General features: G+C 68.1%; 17 protein-coding genes. All 17 read right to left on the bottom strand.

The window, feature by feature from the left end; translation table 11 throughout:
* Nucleotides 1-24 precede the first annotated feature (24 nt).
* The 17 genes from Q9R14_RS15575 to ybgC all read right to left on the bottom strand — a co-directional run bounded on the left by Q9R14_RS15575 (nucleotide 25) and on the right by ybgC (nucleotide 15,047).
* Entirely contained in the window at nucleotides 25-381 is a 357-nt protein-coding gene (locus tag Q9R14_RS15575) for a DMT family protein (protein WP_017506765.1), read from the bottom strand.
* A 64-nt stretch (nucleotides 382-445) separates the two neighbouring features.
* A complete protein-coding gene (gene folP / locus Q9R14_RS15570; RefSeq protein WP_306004165.1) occupies nucleotides 446-1,246 on the bottom strand; it encodes a dihydropteroate synthase in 801 nt (266 codons plus the stop codon).
* A 20-nt stretch (nucleotides 1,247-1,266) separates the two neighbouring features.
* Nucleotides 1,267-1,863 carry a YdeI family protein gene (locus Q9R14_RS15565; protein ID WP_306002975.1) on the bottom strand — a complete coding sequence of 199 codons (597 nt, stop codon included), beginning with the start codon at nucleotides 1,861-1,863 and terminating at the stop codon, nucleotides 1,267-1,269.
* Nucleotides 1,863-2,165 carry a transcriptional regulator gene (locus Q9R14_RS15560; protein ID WP_295240363.1) on the bottom strand — a complete coding sequence of 101 codons (303 nt, stop codon included), beginning with the start codon at nucleotides 2,163-2,165 and terminating at the stop codon, nucleotides 1,863-1,865. Before Q9R14_RS15560 ends, Q9R14_RS15565 begins: the two co-directional genes overlap by 1 nt.
* Nucleotides 2,166-2,168: 3 nt before the next feature.
* On the bottom strand, nucleotides 2,169-2,822 hold the full coding sequence (locus Q9R14_RS15555) for a hypothetical protein (protein ID WP_306002974.1): 654 nt from the start codon (nucleotides 2,820-2,822) through the stop codon (nucleotides 2,169-2,171).
* A 64-nt stretch (nucleotides 2,823-2,886) separates the two neighbouring features.
* Nucleotides 2,887-4,104 carry an acyltransferase family protein gene (locus Q9R14_RS15550; protein ID WP_306002973.1) on the bottom strand — a complete coding sequence of 406 codons (1,218 nt, stop codon included), beginning with the start codon at nucleotides 4,102-4,104 and terminating at the stop codon, nucleotides 2,887-2,889.
* Between the two features lie 167 nt (nucleotides 4,105-4,271).
* Nucleotides 4,272-6,227 carry an ATP-dependent zinc metalloprotease FtsH gene (ftsH, locus tag Q9R14_RS15545; RefSeq protein ID WP_137722393.1) on the bottom strand — a complete coding sequence of 652 codons (1,956 nt, stop codon included), beginning with the start codon at nucleotides 6,225-6,227 and terminating at the stop codon, nucleotides 4,272-4,274.
* Between the two features lie 86 nt (nucleotides 6,228-6,313).
* Nucleotides 6,314-7,498 (bottom strand): tRNA lysidine(34) synthetase TilS, encoded by a 1,185-nt coding sequence (tilS, locus tag Q9R14_RS15540; RefSeq protein ID WP_371929797.1) that lies wholly within the window; start codon nucleotides 7,496-7,498, stop codon nucleotides 6,314-6,316.
* Nucleotides 7,499-7,548: 50 nt separating this feature from the next.
* Nucleotides 7,549-8,394 carry a tol-pal system protein gene (locus tag Q9R14_RS15535; RefSeq protein WP_242077299.1) on the bottom strand — a complete coding sequence of 282 codons (846 nt, stop codon included), beginning with the start codon at nucleotides 8,392-8,394 and terminating at the stop codon, nucleotides 7,549-7,551.
* A gap of 41 nt (nucleotides 8,395-8,435) precedes the next feature.
* A complete protein-coding gene (locus Q9R14_RS15530) occupies nucleotides 8,436-9,575 on the bottom strand; it encodes a DUF3667 domain-containing protein (RefSeq protein WP_306002971.1) in 1,140 nt (379 codons plus the stop codon).
* Between the two features lie 127 nt (nucleotides 9,576-9,702).
* Nucleotides 9,703-10,266: a peptidoglycan-associated lipoprotein Pal gene (pal, locus tag Q9R14_RS15525; protein WP_039246161.1), complete on the bottom strand. Its 564-nt coding sequence runs from the start codon at nucleotides 10,264-10,266 to the stop codon at nucleotides 9,703-9,705.
* Nucleotides 10,267-10,406: 140 nt separating this feature from the next.
* A complete protein-coding gene (gene tolB, locus Q9R14_RS15520) occupies nucleotides 10,407-11,771 on the bottom strand; it encodes a Tol-Pal system beta propeller repeat protein TolB (RefSeq protein WP_306002970.1) in 1,365 nt (454 codons plus the stop codon).
* A 117-nt stretch (nucleotides 11,772-11,888) separates the two neighbouring features.
* The gene (locus tag Q9R14_RS15515) at nucleotides 11,889-12,767 is read right to left on the bottom strand and encodes a hypothetical protein (RefSeq protein ID WP_306002969.1); all 879 of its coding nucleotides are present in this window, start codon (nucleotides 12,765-12,767) and stop codon (nucleotides 11,889-11,891) included.
* Nucleotides 12,768-12,772: 5 nt separating this feature from the next.
* Entirely contained in the window at nucleotides 12,773-13,228 is a 456-nt protein-coding gene (locus tag Q9R14_RS15510) for an ExbD/TolR family protein (protein WP_306002968.1), read from the bottom strand.
* Between the two features lie 3 nt (nucleotides 13,229-13,231).
* A complete protein-coding gene (tolQ, locus tag Q9R14_RS15505) occupies nucleotides 13,232-13,984 on the bottom strand; it encodes a protein TolQ (RefSeq protein ID WP_306002967.1) in 753 nt (250 codons plus the stop codon).
* A 140-nt stretch (nucleotides 13,985-14,124) separates the two neighbouring features.
* A complete protein-coding gene (locus Q9R14_RS15500; RefSeq protein ID WP_045809702.1) occupies nucleotides 14,125-14,559 on the bottom strand; it encodes a hypothetical protein in 435 nt (144 codons plus the stop codon).
* 26 nt (nucleotides 14,560-14,585) lie between these two features.
* On the bottom strand, nucleotides 14,586-15,047 hold the full coding sequence (gene ybgC, locus Q9R14_RS15495; RefSeq protein WP_306002966.1) for a tol-pal system-associated acyl-CoA thioesterase: 462 nt from the start codon (nucleotides 15,045-15,047) through the stop codon (nucleotides 14,586-14,588).
* Nucleotide 15,048 lies beyond the last annotated feature (1 nt).

The following is a 15,048-nucleotide window of genomic DNA, read 5'->3' as shown; positions in this document are numbered from 1 at the left end:
GCCGCGGTCCGGAGCAAGCCGCGATCAGCCGCCCAGCGGCCCCTTGAAGATGAAGAATGCCCCCAACGCGATGAAGGCGAACCCGACCAGATGGTTCACCGTCAACTTCTCGCCCAGATACAGGACCGAAAAGCCGGCGAAGACCAACAGGGTGATCACCTCCTGCATCGTCTTTAGTTCGGCCGGCGAATAGACCTGGATGCCGATCCGGTTGGCCGGCACGGCCAGCCAGTATTCGAAGAAGGCGATGCCCCAGCTGGCGATGACCAGGATCCACAGCGGCTTGTGATCGAACTTCAGATGGCCGTACCAGGCGAAGGTCATGAAGACGTTCGACAGGCACAGCATGACGATGGGGGCGATGTAGGCGGTCAGGGGCATGTGGCGCATTAGGGCTGTTGCAGACCTGCCCTCTACACCGGCTGCGACCGTCCGTCGCGGGCCTTCACTCCGCCGCTGTCACCGCCGCCATAAGTGCAGCCTGAACCTTCAGCGCTTGCACCGTTTCGCGCACATCGTGGACCCGCACCATCCGCGCCCCGCGCCGCGCGACTTCCAGCGCCAGCGCCAGCGACCCGCCCAGCCGGTCGGTCGCCAGGGTCGCCGTTGGATCGATGGCCTGGATCGTGCGCTTGCGGCTGGCGGCGTACAGCACCGGGAAGCCCAGATCGATCAGCGCGTCCAGACGCGCCGTCAGCGCCATGTTGTGCGCCAGGGTCTTGCCGAACCCGATGCCGGGATCCAGCCAGATCCGCTCGCGCGCCACACCCGCCGCCATCGCCGCCTCGGCCCGGCCACGCAGATAATCCCGGACTTCGCCCACCACGTCGTCATAGCGCGGGTCCGCCTGCATCGTGCGGGGTTCGCCCTGCATGTGCATCAGCACCACGTCGCAACCCAGCTCGGCCGCGACCGCCGCACTCTCGGGCGCATGGCTCAGCGCCGTCACATCGTTCCACATCGTCGCCCCGGCCGCGACGGCGGCGCGGGCGACGGCGGGCTTCATCGTATCGACGCTGATCGCTCCGCCCCAGCGCGCGCGGACGCCGGCGATGACCGGCGCGACCCGGTCGATCTCCTCGGCCTCCCCTACCGGTTCGGCTCCCGGCCGCGTGCTCTCCCCGCCGATATCGAGCACATCAGCCCCGTCCGCGACCAGCCGCACGGCCTGATCGATCGCTGCTTCCGTCGAGGCCCACCGCCCTCCGTCCGAGAAGCTGTCGGGCGTCACATTGACGATGCCCATCACCTGCGGAATCGACACGGTCACGCCCTCTTCTGCGGGTGGGGCGTCTCGCCCCGTTTCAGCATCTCCACCAGGCGGGCGATGGCCTTGACGCGGCCCGCCGGGGTCTTCGGCGCCTCGGTGCGATAGGTCAGGGCGAACCTGTTCTGCGCCGTCAGAGTGTCGAACGTCGCCCGTGCCTGCGGCTCGGCGTCGATGGCGGCCATCAGGTCGTCGGGCGCGGTCGAGCCCTTGATGCGGTAGGCCGCGTCCCAGCGCCCGTCCGCCTTGGCCGCCTCGACGTGTTTCAGCCCGTGCGGCGTCATCCGCCCGTTCTCGATCAGGCGCGCGACATTGGCGACGTTGATCTGGCTCCAGACGCTCTTCTTGCCGCGCGGCGAGACGCGCTGCAGGAAGCTGTCGGCATCCAAGCTTTTCTTGATCCCGTCGATCCAGCCCCAGCACAGGAGCACGTCCACCGCCTCGACCCAGGTGATCGAGGCGACGCCCGACTTGACCTTGAAGATGCGGATCCAGAGCTCGGTCGCGCGGTCGTGGTTCGCAGCCAGCCAGGCCTCGAACGCCTCGGGCGTCTCGAACGCCCGCACCTTGCCCGGATCGACCACCATTGGCGCCATCAGGCCGACCGCCCGATCAGGCCGCCCAGCGCCTCCAGATAGGCGGCGAAGGCCTTGCGCCCTGCCGCTGTGATGGACACGCGGGTCAGGGGCTTGTTGTTGACGAAGCTCTTGGCCACGGCGACGTATCCCGCCTCCTCCAGCTTCTTGATGTGGACGGACAGATTACCCTGCGTCGCCTCCAGCACGGTCTTCAGCTCGGTGAAGTCGGCGGCCTCGGCATCGGCCAGATAGACCATGATCCCCAGCCGCATCCGGCCGTGGATGACCTCGTCGATCTTGCCGAGCGCGTCCAGCCCCATGGATCAGCCGGCGTCCGTATCGACGGCGCGGGCCTTCAGCGCCGCACGCGTCATGATCCAGCCCGGTCCTGCGAACAGCACGAACAGGGCGAAGGTGCAGACGTAGAGATAGATCACGGCGTCGCGCACCAGCACGCCCAGCGCGACCGCCGTGATCCAGCCGCCCAACGACGTCGCCAGCATCCATGGCTTCTTTTTCAGACTGTAGGCCACGAACCAGGCCGCCGACTGCAGCGCGAAAATCATCGCCGGATAATAGAGCCAAACCGCGAAGTCCTGATCGCGGCGCGCGCCCACGCCGAACACGATGATGATCGCCAGATTGGCCATGCCCGCGCCGCTGAAGGCTGCATTCAGGGTACGGGTGACGATGGGGCCGGCCGTCCCCGTCTTGCGGTCTTCACGCACGGCCCAGGTCAGGACGATCAGGAAGGCGACCGTGATGGCGACCACGAAGCTGAGATTTCCGAGAGGCGGCCAGCGCACGATCCCCCACACCTGACCGATATGGAACAGGCATTGCAGACCATAGAGCAGACCGCCCGCCAGATAGGCGACGCCCAGCGTCAGGGTCGCCCTGGGATTATTGCCGCCCTGAACAATGGCCTTCATGAAGGCCAGGTCGGCCTCCGGGCCGGTGCGGGACTTGTCGGACATCGCTGTGTGATTCCTGTGCGACGGGCGCGTCCCTCGGATGGACGCCGCCGGAAGGGTTTGCAAATTATTCGGCGGGGATCAGGGCAGGCGCAGGCCGGTTGCGCCACGGCACGCGCCGGCCATTCAGCCACCGCCCCATAAAGCTGTGGCGGATCAGCAGTTCGTAGGACGTCAGGCACACGGCGAAGACGCCCGCCGACACGCCGATCAGCTTCACCCACCACGGCCCAGCCCAATCCTGCACCCAGACCTGGGCCAGCATGACCAGCGGCAGATGCACGATATAGATCCAGTAGGAGGCGTCGGAGAGGTAACGCCGAACCGGACTGTGGCCCGAGGCGAACCGCAGGCACAGTCCCATGGCCGCCAGGGCCGAGGCATAGACGGCGACCGCCGTGACGGCGGCGGCCAGGGCCTTGCCGGCCGTCGGCTCGCCCATCGGCGCGATGCTCGGTCCGCCCGCCAGCACATAGGCCGCGACGCCCGAAACCAGCGCCACGCACAGGAACAGCGGCGACCATTTGGCGATACGGTCAAGCAGATCACGCCGCCGGTCCAGCGCAAAGCCCAGGCCGAAGGCGAGGCCGAATCCGATCAGGGCGGAGGTGTTCGGGATCACGCCCGCGTCCGGCGTCGGCACGGCGAAGAAGGCGATCCATTTCGGGTCCAGCCACAGGGCCAGGGCCAGGGGCGCGGCCAGCACGGCAGGCGTCCACGGGCCGATCAGCGCGCCGGTGATCCTGTCCACCACCGGGCCCGCCCGTCCGTTGCGATCCAGCACAGCCAGCGACGCCCGCACGATCAGGACGACGGCGTAGAACAGGGTCAGCACCCACAGAAACCACAGGTGGGTCAGCGGAAAGTTGGTCCAGTCATAGGTCGGCGGCGGCGGCGGCGGCGCGCCGGGCGTCACCAGACCATTGGCATGAGCATTCCAGACCAGGGCCGTGACGATCCCCGCCATGACCGGAAACCAAAAGGCCGCCAGCGGCCCGGCGATCCGCACCACCCGATCCTGGGCGAAAGCGACCCAACCTCGCCGCGCCAGCATCCTGTGCGCGAACAGACCCGCGATGAGGAAGAAGGCCGTCATGCGAAAAAGATGGATGGCGAAGAACAGCCAGGCGGCGGCGATCGACCGGCTGTCGTCCGCCACGATCCAGATCTGCGGCGGGACAAAGGACAGGCTGGCGTGAAGCACCACCCCCAGCAGCAGCGCCCCGGCGCGTAAGGCATCCAGCCCGTGCAGCCGCTCCCCCTGCTCTGATTTCGATATCAACATGACGTCCCTCCCACGATTGAGACCGCCATATTTCACAGACATGTTTGTGATGCAAACTTGTTCGTCAAAATGTTTGCTGCTCTGGCCAGTGGGTCAGCAAGGCGCCCAAAGAAAAACCCGCGGGAGATCGCTCTCCCGACGGGTCCATCTTCAGATCAGGCCTGGGTTCAGTGAACGGTCGGCACGCTGGTCGCGGCCGGCGCGGCGACCGGGACCTCGATGTCCGTGCCGTCCGACACCGGCGTCACCGGCACCGAGACCGAAGGCCCGGCGTTGGGGAAGTTGTTCTCGTCACGGTTCGGCGCGACGCCCTTCTCCAGCAGGTCCTTGATCTCCTCGCCCGACAAGGTCTCGTATTCCAGCAGGGCCTGAGACAGTTTCTCGTGGTCCTCGGCCTTGGTGGTCAGGATCGTGCGCGCCTCGTCCCAGCCCGAGGTCACCAGGCGACGGACTTCCTCGTCGATGGTGCGCGCCGTCTCTTCGGAGATGTTCTGGCTGCGGGCGACCGAGTGGCCCAGGAACACCTCTTCCTGGTTCTCGCCATAGGCCACGGTGCCCAGCTTGTCCGAGAAGCCCCAGCGGGTGACCATGGCGCGGGCCAGCTTGGTCGCCTGTTCGATGTCCGAGCTGGCGCCCGAGGTGATGTTCTCCGGCCCGAAGATCAGCTCCTCGGCGACGCGACCACCCGCCATGATGGCGATCCGGTCGATCATCTGCTGATACTTCATCGAATAGCGGTCGCCTTCCGGCAGCTGCATCACCATGCCGAGCGCCCGGCCGCGCGGGACGATGGTCGCCTTGTGCACCGGGTCGGCCATCTTGACGTTCATGGCGACGATGGCGTGACCGGCCTCGTGATAGGCGGTCAGGCGCTTTTCTTCCTCGTTCATCGCCATGGAGCGACGTTCAGAGCCCATCAGCACCTTGTCCTTGGCGTCTTCGAAGTCGCGGTGGGTGACCATGCGACGGTCCTTGCGCGCCGCCATCAGGGCCGCCTCGTTGACCAAGTTGGCCAGGTCGGCGCCCGAGAAGCCGGGCGTCCCGCGCGCGATGGTCTTGACGTTGACGTCGGCGGCCAGGGGCACGTCCTTCATGTGGACGCGCAGGATGCGTTCGCGACCCGAGACGTCGGGGTTCGGCACCACCACCTGGCGGTCGAAACGGCCGGGACGCAGCAGCGCCGGGTCCAGCACGTCGGGACGGTTGGTCGCGGCGATCAGGATGATGTTCTCGGACGCCTCGAAGCCGTCCATCTCGACCAGCAGTTGGTTCAGCGTCTGCTCACGCTCGTCATTGCCGCCGCCCAGACCCGCACCGCGATGGCGACCCACGGCGTCGATTTCGTCAATGAAGATGATGCAGGGCGCATTCTTCTTGGCCTGTTCGAACATGTCGCGCACGCGGCTGGCGCCGACGCCGACGAACATCTCGACGAAGTCCGAACCCGAGATCGAGAAGAAGGGCACGCCCGCCTCGCCCGCGACCGCGCGGGCCAGCAGCGTCTTGCCGGTGCCGGGAGGGCCGACCAGCAGGGCGCCCTTGGGGATCTTGCCGCCCAGACGCTGGAACTTGCCCGGATCCTTCAGGAAGTCGACGACCTCCTGCAGTTCGTCCTTGGCCTCGTCCACGCCGGCGACGTCGTCGAAGGTCTTGCGGCCCTTGTGCTCGGTCAGCAGCTTGGCCTTGGACTTGCCGAAGCCCATGGCGCCCTTCGCCCCGCCCTGCATCTGGCGCATGAAGAAGATCCACACCCCGATCAGCAGCGCGATCGGCAGGATTCCCAGCAGCAGGCTCATCCAGATCGACTGACCGCCCGACTTGGCGTCGATCTCGACGCCAGCCTGCAGCATCTGGGCCACCAGCTGTTCGTTCGGATAGACGGTGGTGGAGGTAAAGCGTTCGCCGTTTTTCAGCTCGCCGTTCACCTTGTCCAGGCGGATGGTCACCTGTTTGACCTCGCCCGCGTTCACGCGCTGCACCAGCTGAGAATAGCTGATGGCCTCGGGCTTGCCGGCCGGCTGGCCCGTCACGCCGTTCATGGCGCCGCCCTGCGACAGCGCCGCATAGCCCGCCAGCAACGCCAGAATGATCACGCCGGTGATAGCCAGATTACGCAGGTTCATTGAGGTCCTCGGTCGTCCGCGACCCCGATGGGATCGACGGTCTGGATGTGTCTGTCTGGGAAAATAGGGGCTTAATCAGCGTTACGCTATCGGGTGGCGGAAATCAGGTCGTCTTCGTGCGTCGTTTCGTCCAGCGCCAGCCTGAGCCGTTCCGCGACAAGGCCGCGCCGTTCGACCCCTTCGCCTGCAAGAACCGGGGCCACAGCGCCGTCCCTGATCAACACAGGCCAGGCCCCGCGCGTCGCTGCCGGCAGTCGATTGATCTCGGCCCTGTCGGCCTCCGACAGGCGGGCCAACCGCCCCCGCGTCGCAACCACAGACCAGCCCGGACGATCGGCGCAGACGACGAACCGCCCGTCCCAGACCGCCTCGACGCCGGGCACCAGCGCCAGCGGCGAAATGTCCCGCCTGCGCAGTTCGCCGGCCTCACGCATCAGCCACACCGCCGCGCCGACAGCCTCGATCCGCGCCCCGCACAGGGTCGCCGCGAAATCCTCACCCGCCTTCAGCCGCGCCATCAGGGCTTCAAGCCGCGCCCCCCGAGGCGGCGTCGATCCGCCGCCGACGCAGACCAGGGCCGCCGCCAGCGCCCGCGCGCCCACGTCCCGGTCCACGCGCGCCATGGCCTCGCCGTCCATCGTCGGCCGCGCCCCGGTTTGGGCCGACGCCTGATCGATCAACCGAGGCGCCGCGCCCGCCAGCGCCTGCCGCGCCCGGCTGCGGCCGAAGCGGGGATCGGCGTTGGCGGGGTCCTCGATCCAGTCGGCCCCCTGCCCCGCCAGCCAGTCCCGCAACGCCGCCCGCCGCTCGCCCAGCAGCGGCCGCAACAGCATCAGGCCTCGCCCTTCGGGCCAGGCCGGCGACGGCGACCATTCGCGCACCCGCCCCAGGGTCGAGCCTTCGCTCCGCATCAGATCGGCCTCGGCGATGTCATCGGCGGTGTGGGCGAACAGGACGACCGACGCCCCCGCCGCGCGCGCCGCATCCGCAATCAGCCCATGCCGCGCCGCCCGCGCCGCGGCCGTCAGCCCAGTCGCGGGCTTGTCCCCGTCCCAGCTCAACCCGCGCCAGTCGGCCCCGGCGTCCCGCGCCGCCCGGCCCGCAAACTCGGTCCAGCGACCGCTGTCCGCATTCAGCCGGTGATCGACGGTCAGGGCCAGCACCGAACGCCCACGCGTCCGCGCCCACTCCGTCGTCAGCCGCAACAGAGCGATGGAGTCTCCGCCCCCCGACAGGGCCAGCGCCAGCGGCCGGCCCGTGTCCTGCGTCAGTCGCGCATCCAGCCGCGCGAACGCTCGCGCTCTGACATCCGGGTCAGGCGTCAGGCGCAGGAACCCGTCGTCTTCAACTGCGCCGCCCGCGCCTTTTGCGGGTCGGAGGCGGCGGGCGCATAGCGGCGCGTGAATTCAGCCAGGGCCGCGCACCCTTGCGGCTTCCGCTGCGTCGCGAACAGGGCGTCGGCCAGTTTCAGAGTCGTATCCGCCGCCCAGCCGATACGCGGCCAATCCTTCAGCGCGGCGGCGTAATAGGGCACCGCCCCCGCCTTGTCGTTCGCCGCCACCCGCAGGTCGCCCAGACGCGAGTTGGCCTCACGCGACTGCGGCGTATCGGGCCAGGCCGCGATCACCGTTTCCAGCGCCCGCTCGCCGCGCGGCTTGTCGGTCGCCAGCAGGGCCACCGCCGCCGCCAGATCGCGCGTCGCGTCGCCGGTGGGCGAGGTCGCCTCGATCGGCGCATTCAGTTCGGCCTGGGTTTCCAGCTTCTGCAGCCGCCCCTCGGCGTCGGCCAGACGCGTCTTCAGCGTCTCGTTCTCGCGCGTGGCCTCGTCCAGCTGGAAGGTCAGCCGCTCGTTGTCGCCGTTGATCCGGCGCACCGTGGCCTCCAGGTCGCCCAGGCGTCGGTCCATCAGGGCGAACTGCCCCTGCAGCGTCACCACCTCGGGGTCCGGCTCGACCAGAACGGGCTGGCCGACGGCGTTCCTCTGGGTCAGCGCCCGCTCCAGACGGCGCACATTGCGGTCCAGCTGGTCCAGGCGGCGATTGTCCCACTCGGTCCGCTCCATGATGTTGGGCTGGGCCTGCTGGGCGACCGCGCCGCCTCCGATCAGGACAACCCCAAGGGCGGCGGCGGCGAGCAGATGAGCACGAGAAATCGAGAGCTTGGTCATGCGTCTAGCTTTCACCGATTTGGGGCCGCCGCAAGGCCGAGCTAGTGACCCAAGCCCAGATAGACGATGGCCGTGATGAACAGGCCGACCACGATGTTGCAGAACACCAACAGCGCGATCGTCCGCCACAGGGCCGAGAACCAGGACAGCGAATAGGCGCCCTTCATCTGGGCGAACACATGCACGGGCACGGCCAGCAGCCCCAGCGGAATGACGACGGCGCCCAGCCACCCGGCGATCGTCGCCGACAGCACCATCAGCATCAGCAGCATGGCCATGAAGGTCAGCGAGTACAGAACGAACACCCCGTGGTCGTACAGGGTGAAGCCGCGCTTCCACAGGAACAGCAGGGCCACGAACGGGATGGACAAGGGCACCAGCAGGAAGGCGAACTTGTACATCGTCTGCTGCAACTTATAGAGCGCCAGGTCCGGGTTCTGCAGCTTCTTCAGGACCGTGGCGCCGATGCCGTGCCCCTCCTTCTCGGCGTCCTTGCCCATGACCTTCAGCTTGGTCTCGCCGGCCTCTTCGGTCGCCATGTCCTTGATCCCGGCTTGCCAGCTGCCGGGTTTCAGCCCGTCGGGGCGCCCCTCGCGCTGCTCGACCTCCAGCCGGGCCAGGGCCGCGCGGCGGTCATCGACCAGCTTTTGTCCGGCGTTGATCGCCATCTGCATCGTCGGGTCCGGCTGGGCGCCGCTTTCGGCCCGCATCTGGACCAGGGCCTTTTCGGCCTCGGCCAGGCCCACACGCTGGGACGCGATCCGTTCGGCCATCTCTGCGCCTTCGGTCTTGGATTCCGGGTGCGGCGCAAAGCTGAGCGCGAAGAACATCACGAACAGGGTGAACAGGAAGATCGCCAGCGGCGAGACGTAGCGCGTGCGTTTGCCCTCGATCCACTCGCGCGTCAGCCGGCCGGGATTCAGCCACAGCAGCGGCAGGGTGCGCCAGATACGGGCGTCGAAATGCATGACCCCGTGCAGCAGCTCTTCGCCCAGGTGCAGCAGGCTGCGATGGACATGGGTCGGCTGGCCGCAGTTTGCGCAGAAGTTGCCGCTGGTCTCGGCCCCGCAGTCGGAACAGGCCCCGTGGGCGTGGGCCTCGCCGGCCTTGCCAGTCGGCTTTTCGATCGCGCCTGCGACCAGTCCGGCCGTGACGACGGCGCCCGCCCCTTCGATATCCATTCGCTGATCCCCCGATCCCTGTGACGACGGTTCTGCCGCCCGGCCGGCGTCAGGACAAGCGCGGAAACCAAAAGAGGCGCCGACCCTGCGGCCGTCGCCTCCTTCAGATCAGCCGATCAGCCGGTCGTCAGCGCGGCGCGCCCGAGACGATGGCGGTGTGGGCGTTGCGGTTGCGGGCGAAGGCGTCTTCGTTCGAGCCTTCCGCGATCGGCCGCTCCTTGCCGAAGCTGATGGTGTCGATCCGGCCGGCCGGAATGCCCCGGTTGATCAGATAGGTGCGCACCGATTCCGCACGGCGAGCGCCCAGCGCCAGATTGTATTCGCGCGTGCCGCGTTCGTCGGCGTTGCCTTCGATGCGGACCGTCACGGACGGATAGCGCTGCAGCCACTGGGCCTGGGCGTCCAGGCGCGGCATGGCCTCGGGACGGACCTCATAGGAATCCAGGTCGAAATAGATGCGGTCGCCGACGTTGACGACGAAGTCCTGTTCGGTGCCTGGCGCGGCCGAACCCATGTTGCCGCCGGTTACCGGGCCGGTGGGCGCGGTCGGATAGGCCGGACCCGTCGGTTGGGTGGTGCCGTCGTTCGGACCGGGCACGCCGGTCTCGACCGGGGGCTTTCGGGTGCAGGCGGCCATGGCGGCGACGGCGCAGCCGACCATCGCCAGTTTGAGAATGCGGGAAGTCTTCATGGGGTCGTCTCCTGACGTATCGTTTCTGGCAAGGGGCGGGCCTCAAGCTTGGCTTTACTGTCTGCCTCGGCCGATTTTTCGACGCTAGAGGCGATAACGCACAGTTGAGCTTTAAGGCTCCGACGGTGTCGGTGCGGCGTTTAGGCGGGGCAGCTGTCGGTGCCCTGGTTCACGCCCAGATTGCTCGGGCCACGGTCGAGCAGCGGCGACCAGGCCGGGTCGGTCCCGCGTCCGTTGTATCCCGCCTGCGACACCACGCGCCCCGACAGGTCCACGGTCCACAGACGCGTGTCCCCGCCCGGCGTCTGGCGTGCGAACATGACGTAACGACCGTTGGGCGCCCAGTTCGGCCCCTCCTCGAAATAGCTGGAGGACAGAATGCGCTCGCCGGACCCGTCCGAATTCATCACCCCGGTCGAGAACCGTCCGCCGCCCTGTTTGGTGAAGGCGATCAGATTGCCGGTCGGGCTCCACGACGGCGCCGTATAGATGCCGCCCCCGCGCGAGATCGGTCGCTGGCCCGATCCGTCCGACCGCATGACATACAGCCGCGCCGACCCCGAACGGTCCGAGGTGAAGACGATCTGGCTGCCGTCCGGGCTGAAGGACGGCGAGGTGTCGATGCCCGGATCGCTGGTCAGGCGCGTGATCTGGCGGCTGCGCAGGTCCATCACATAGACGTCGGTGTTGCCGCCCCGGATGATGGAAAACGCGATCTTGTTGCCGTCGTTGGAGAAGCGCGGCGCCAGCACCTGACCGTCGAACTCGCCCAAGCTCTCGCGCCGGCCGGTCGTCAGGTTATACAGGTAGATGCGGCTGTAATCCTTGCCCAGCGCCACATAGGTGATCTCGTCCGGCTGCGACAGCGAGAAGCGCGGCGACATGATCACCTCGTCGCCCTGCGTCAGATAGGTCGGGTTGAACCCGTCCTGATCGGCGATGGTCAGGCGGTTGATCCGGTTCAGTTGCGTGCCCTCCTCGGACACGAAGATCACGCGGGAATCGAAGAAGCCGGCCTCGCCGGTCATGCGCTGATAGATGACGTCGGAAATCTTGTGCGCGATCCGGCGCCATTGCTCCTGGGTCGCCGTGAACTGATAGCTGACCAACTGGCACTGGCGATAGGGATCATAAAGGCGGAAGCCGACGTCCAGCCGCCCGTCGCCGCGCGTTGTCACCCCGCCATACAGCACCGCCTGCGCCCCGATCTGGGTCCACTGGGGAAAGTTCGGCGCATTGGCCAGGGTCAGCCCGGTCTCGATGAAGCTGGACGGGTTCAGCGGCTCGAAGAAGCCCGACCGCTTCAGATTGGCGCTGACCACATTGGAGATGTCCGACCCGTGCGTTCCGGCGAACGGCACCACCGCGATCTGAAGGGGACGCAGCACGCCCTGATCGATCTCGACCTCGACCGGCTGGTTCTGCTGAGGCGTCTGGGCGGCGGTGGTCAGGGGCGCCGCCATCGCGACAGCCGCCACAGAGGCCAGAAGAAGGTTCAGACGCATCAGATGCTCCCATAAGTCTCGAAGGATCGCCGCCCCTTATCGCCGGGCCGTTCGACTTTCGCCAGCTTCACGGGGAATGGGGCGACATTCGGGACGGCGTTTTTCAGGTGTGGCGGATCAGCGATTGCGGCACGCCCTTTCAGTGTTGAAGGTCGGGCGAAAGACACCGCCGGGGAAGCCCTGCGGCACGTCGAAGGGCGCGGTCTGGCGCAGGGCGCGCAGGGCGCCGTCGGCGGCGGCGCGATAGACGTTCGACGACTGGGCGTTGATCAGGCTGGGCCCGCGCGTGATCCGCCCATCGGCCGACAGGGTCAGTTCGACCTGGATGCGCAGCTGGTCCGCGCCGGGGATGTCGCAGGGCAGGATCCAGTTCGGATAGACCTGATTGAAGATGGCCGTGATCTGCGGGCCCGTGGCCTGGGACGCCGCGCCTGCACCCTGCTGACCCGTCGCCGGTCGGCCGCGATTGTTGGTCGGGCGCGTCGGTCCGGCCAGGGCGTCCAGATCCAGGCTCGGCTCTGTGCGCTGGGGCGCCGGGCGGGCGGGCGCGGGCGTCGCCGGGCGCGGGGTCGGCTGGGCCTTGGTCGGCGGCGCAGGCGTCGGCGGCTGGGGTCGAGGCGTCGGACGCGGCGGCGTCGGGGTCGGCGTGGGCTTCGGCGTCGGCGTGGGCGTCGGCGTCGGGCGCGGCGGCGTGGGCCGCGGCGGGGTCGGGGTCGGGCGCGGCTGCGGTTGCGGCGGCGTCGGCTCGGGCGTCGGCGGCACGGGATCGGGCTGCTGCACCGGGGCGGTCGCGGCGTCGTCGGGCGAAGGTTCGGGCTGCGGATTGTCCGCCGGCGCCGCCTGGATCACCTCTTCCGACACGATGGTCACCGGCACCGAGGCGACCAGCGGCGTCTCGTCCTCGTCCATCTTGTGCGAAAAGGTCACGAAGGCGAGCGCGATCACCCCGGCGTGCAGGGCGAGAGATCCCAGAATGGCGGGGCTCGGCCGACGCAAAGGAGTCAGGCCTCCGGCGCCGTGTCGGTGATCAGGTTCAGCTTGGTGAAGCCCGAGGCGCTCAGCCGCGCCATCACCCGCGCCACCGCCTGATAGGGCGCGCGCCCGTCGGGCCGCACGAACACCGGTCGCTCGGCCGCCTTGTCGGCGCCGCCCGCCTCGGTCAGCAGGCGCGTGGACAGAGCGTCGAACGCCGTCTCGCTGTCGCCGACGAAGATCGCGCCCTGCTGGTCGATGCTGACCGACAAGGGTTCGGACTTGATCTCGACCGCGCTGGCCTCGGTTTTGGGCAGTTCGACCGGCACCCCCACCGTCAGCAGGGGAGCCGAGATCATGAAGATGATCAGCAGCACCAGCATCACGTCCACCAGGGGCGTGACGTTGATCTCGGTCAGAGGCCCTTTACGCCCCCTGCGCCCTCGACGCCCGCCGCCGCTCGCACCACCACCGCCCAGGGCCATGGCTCAGACGCCCCGCTTCAGGCTGAGGTCGCTGGACGGCGGGGGCGGAGGCGGCGGGGCCGACGGGCTGCCCAGGCGGCGCGCCACGGCGGCCTGCAGATCGTCGGCGAAGGCCTCCAGGCGCCCCGTGAACTTGCCCGCGTCGATCGAGAACTTGTTGTAGGCGATATAGGCCGGGATGGCCGCCGCCAGGCCGATGGCCGTGGCGAACAGGGCCTCCGCAATGGCCGGCGCCACCGTGGTCAGATTGGTGTTGCCCGCCGCCGCGATCCGCCCGAACGCATTCATGATGCCCCACACCGTGCCGAACAGGCCGATGAAGGGCGAGGCCGTGGCCACCACCGACAGTACGCCCAGGCCGTTTTCGATCCGCTGGCCCTCGCGCGAGATCAGGCTGTTCATCGCCTTGTCGATCCGCACCAGCAGCAGTTCGCCCTGATGCTCGTTCAACGCCCCGCGCTGACGCGCCTCGCGCCAGTCCGACAGGGCGATCACCAGCATGCGCGGCAGGGCGTGGTACGGCTCGGGTCCGGCCTGCGACGCCACCTCTTCCAGCGATCGGCCCGATTGAACCGACTTTTCGAAGTCGTCGGCGCGCTTGTTCAGCGCCGTGAACCTGACCGCCTTGTCGATGATGATCGTCCACGACCAGATCGAGGCCGCCGCCAGCCCGATCATCACGCTCTTGACCACCCAGTCGGCGGTCATGAACAGCTCGACCGGGTTCATCATCGCGGCGTCGACAGGCGTGGTCATTCAGGCGCTCCGGGCGGAATCGAGATCGTCACGTCCCCTCTTCGACCGAGCGGACGTGACCATTGTGTGGCGTCCGGCCCGTTTAGCCCCGACCCGTCCGCCCGTCATCTGACAGGCGCGTCATAAGGGTTAACGGCAGGTTACTCGGACGCCGTCCGTCGCGCGTTCGGATCGACCGCGACAGAGACCGGGGCGCCGACGCTGATGATGACGCCCTCGTGGCCTTCCTTGGCGATGGAATAGGTGGCGGCGTCCTTGAGCAGTTGCTCCTCGCACTGGCGATCGCCCGCCCGGCCCAGTTCGGCGCAGCCGCGCTTGGCCGCGTCGGTCCAGCCCAGGACCCGGCGCGTCGCCGCCTCGGCGCGCTTGATCGCCGCCTCGTCCTCGGCGGCGGCCTGCGCGATCAGGGCCTGGCGCGCGCCCTGCTGGTATTGCAGCTCGGCCTGGCCCGCCATCTTGCGCTCCCAGACCTTGTAATAGGGACAGCCCACCAAGCCGCCGCCGATCAGCAGCACGAACAGCAGGATCGTGACGATCACCGCGCTGGCGGACATCTTGTAGGTTTCTGCGGCCATGACGTTTCCCCCTCGTTGGCGCGATCCTAGTCGGCGGTTCCGCCGGCCGCCAGCCACGGCGTGACCTTCTCGACCAGACCCTTCGACGGCCGCCGCGGCCGCCCGTCCAGATGGATGCACACCGCCGTCACCTCTGCCCGGCACAGCACCTCGCCGGCCCGCTCCACGCTCTGGCGGATGATTAGCCGCACGCCCTTCACCTGCTCGTAGACGGTGCGTACCACCAGGGCGTCGTCGATCCGCGCGGGCTTCAGATATTTGATGTTCAGCTCGGACACCACGAAGGCCAGCGGCTCGGCCTCCTCCAGCAGATCGGCATGCCCCACCCCGATGGCGCGCAGGAAATCGGACCGCCCCCGCTCGAAATAGCGCACATAGTTGGCGTGATAGACCAGGCCGGTGAAATCGGTGTCCTCGTAATAGACGCGCACCGGCAACAGGTGATCGCGCCCTTCGAAACGGCCGGCGGTGGGTTGGTCGATGTTCATA

Origin of the sequence: Brevundimonas sp. C43, assembly GCF_030732185.1 — a bacterium.
Classification (GTDB): Bacteria; Pseudomonadota; Alphaproteobacteria; order Caulobacterales; family Caulobacteraceae; genus Brevundimonas; species Brevundimonas diminuta_C.
This window is presented reverse-complemented; position numbering and strand designations above follow the sequence as displayed.

Bases quoted from the DNA above. Each gene is read 5' to 3' on its own strand.
- tolB (WP_306002970.1), bottom strand. From the start codon at position 11,771: ATGCGTCTGAACCTTCTTCTGGCCTCTGTGGCGGCTGTCGCGATGGCG.
- Q9R14_RS15550 (WP_306002973.1), bottom strand. From the start codon at position 4,104: ATGTTGATATCGAAATCAGAGCAGGGGGAGCGGCTGCACGGGCTGGAT.
- Q9R14_RS15565 (WP_306002975.1), bottom strand. From the start codon at position 1,863: ATGGCGCCAATGGTGGTCGATCCGGGCAAGGTGCGGGCGTTCGAGACG.
- pal (WP_039246161.1), bottom strand. From the start codon at position 10,266: ATGAAGACTTCCCGCATTCTCAAACTGGCGATGGTCGGCTGCGCCGTC.
- Q9R14_RS15560 (WP_295240363.1), bottom strand. From the start codon at position 2,165: ATGGGGCTGGACGCGCTCGGCAAGATCGACGAGGTCATCCACGGCCGG.
- Q9R14_RS15530 (WP_306002971.1), bottom strand. From the start codon at position 9,575: ATGGATATCGAAGGGGCGGGCGCCGTCGTCACGGCCGGACTGGTCGCA.
- ybgC (WP_306002966.1), bottom strand. From the start codon at position 15,047: ATGAACATCGACCAACCCACCGCCGGCCGTTTCGAAGGGCGCGATCAC.
- Q9R14_RS15575 (WP_017506765.1), bottom strand. From the start codon at position 381: ATGCCCCTGACCGCCTACATCGCCCCCATCGTCATGCTGTGCCTGTCG.
- Q9R14_RS15510 (WP_306002968.1), bottom strand. From the start codon at position 13,228: ATGGCCCTGGGCGGTGGTGGTGCGAGCGGCGGCGGGCGTCGAGGGCGC.
- ftsH (WP_137722393.1), bottom strand. From the start codon at position 6,227: ATGAACCTGCGTAATCTGGCTATCACCGGCGTGATCATTCTGGCGTTG.
- Q9R14_RS15500 (WP_045809702.1), bottom strand. From the start codon at position 14,559: ATGGCCGCAGAAACCTACAAGATGTCCGCCAGCGCGGTGATCGTCACG.
- folP (WP_306004165.1), bottom strand. From the start codon at position 1,246: ATGGGCATCGTCAATGTGACGCCCGACAGCTTCTCGGACGGAGGGCGG.
- Q9R14_RS15555 (WP_306002974.1), bottom strand. From the start codon at position 2,822: ATGTCCGACAAGTCCCGCACCGGCCCGGAGGCCGACCTGGCCTTCATG.
- Q9R14_RS15535 (WP_242077299.1), bottom strand. From the start codon at position 8,394: ATGACCAAGCTCTCGATTTCTCGTGCTCATCTGCTCGCCGCCGCCGCC.
- tolQ (WP_306002967.1), bottom strand. From the start codon at position 13,984: ATGACCACGCCTGTCGACGCCGCGATGATGAACCCGGTCGAGCTGTTC.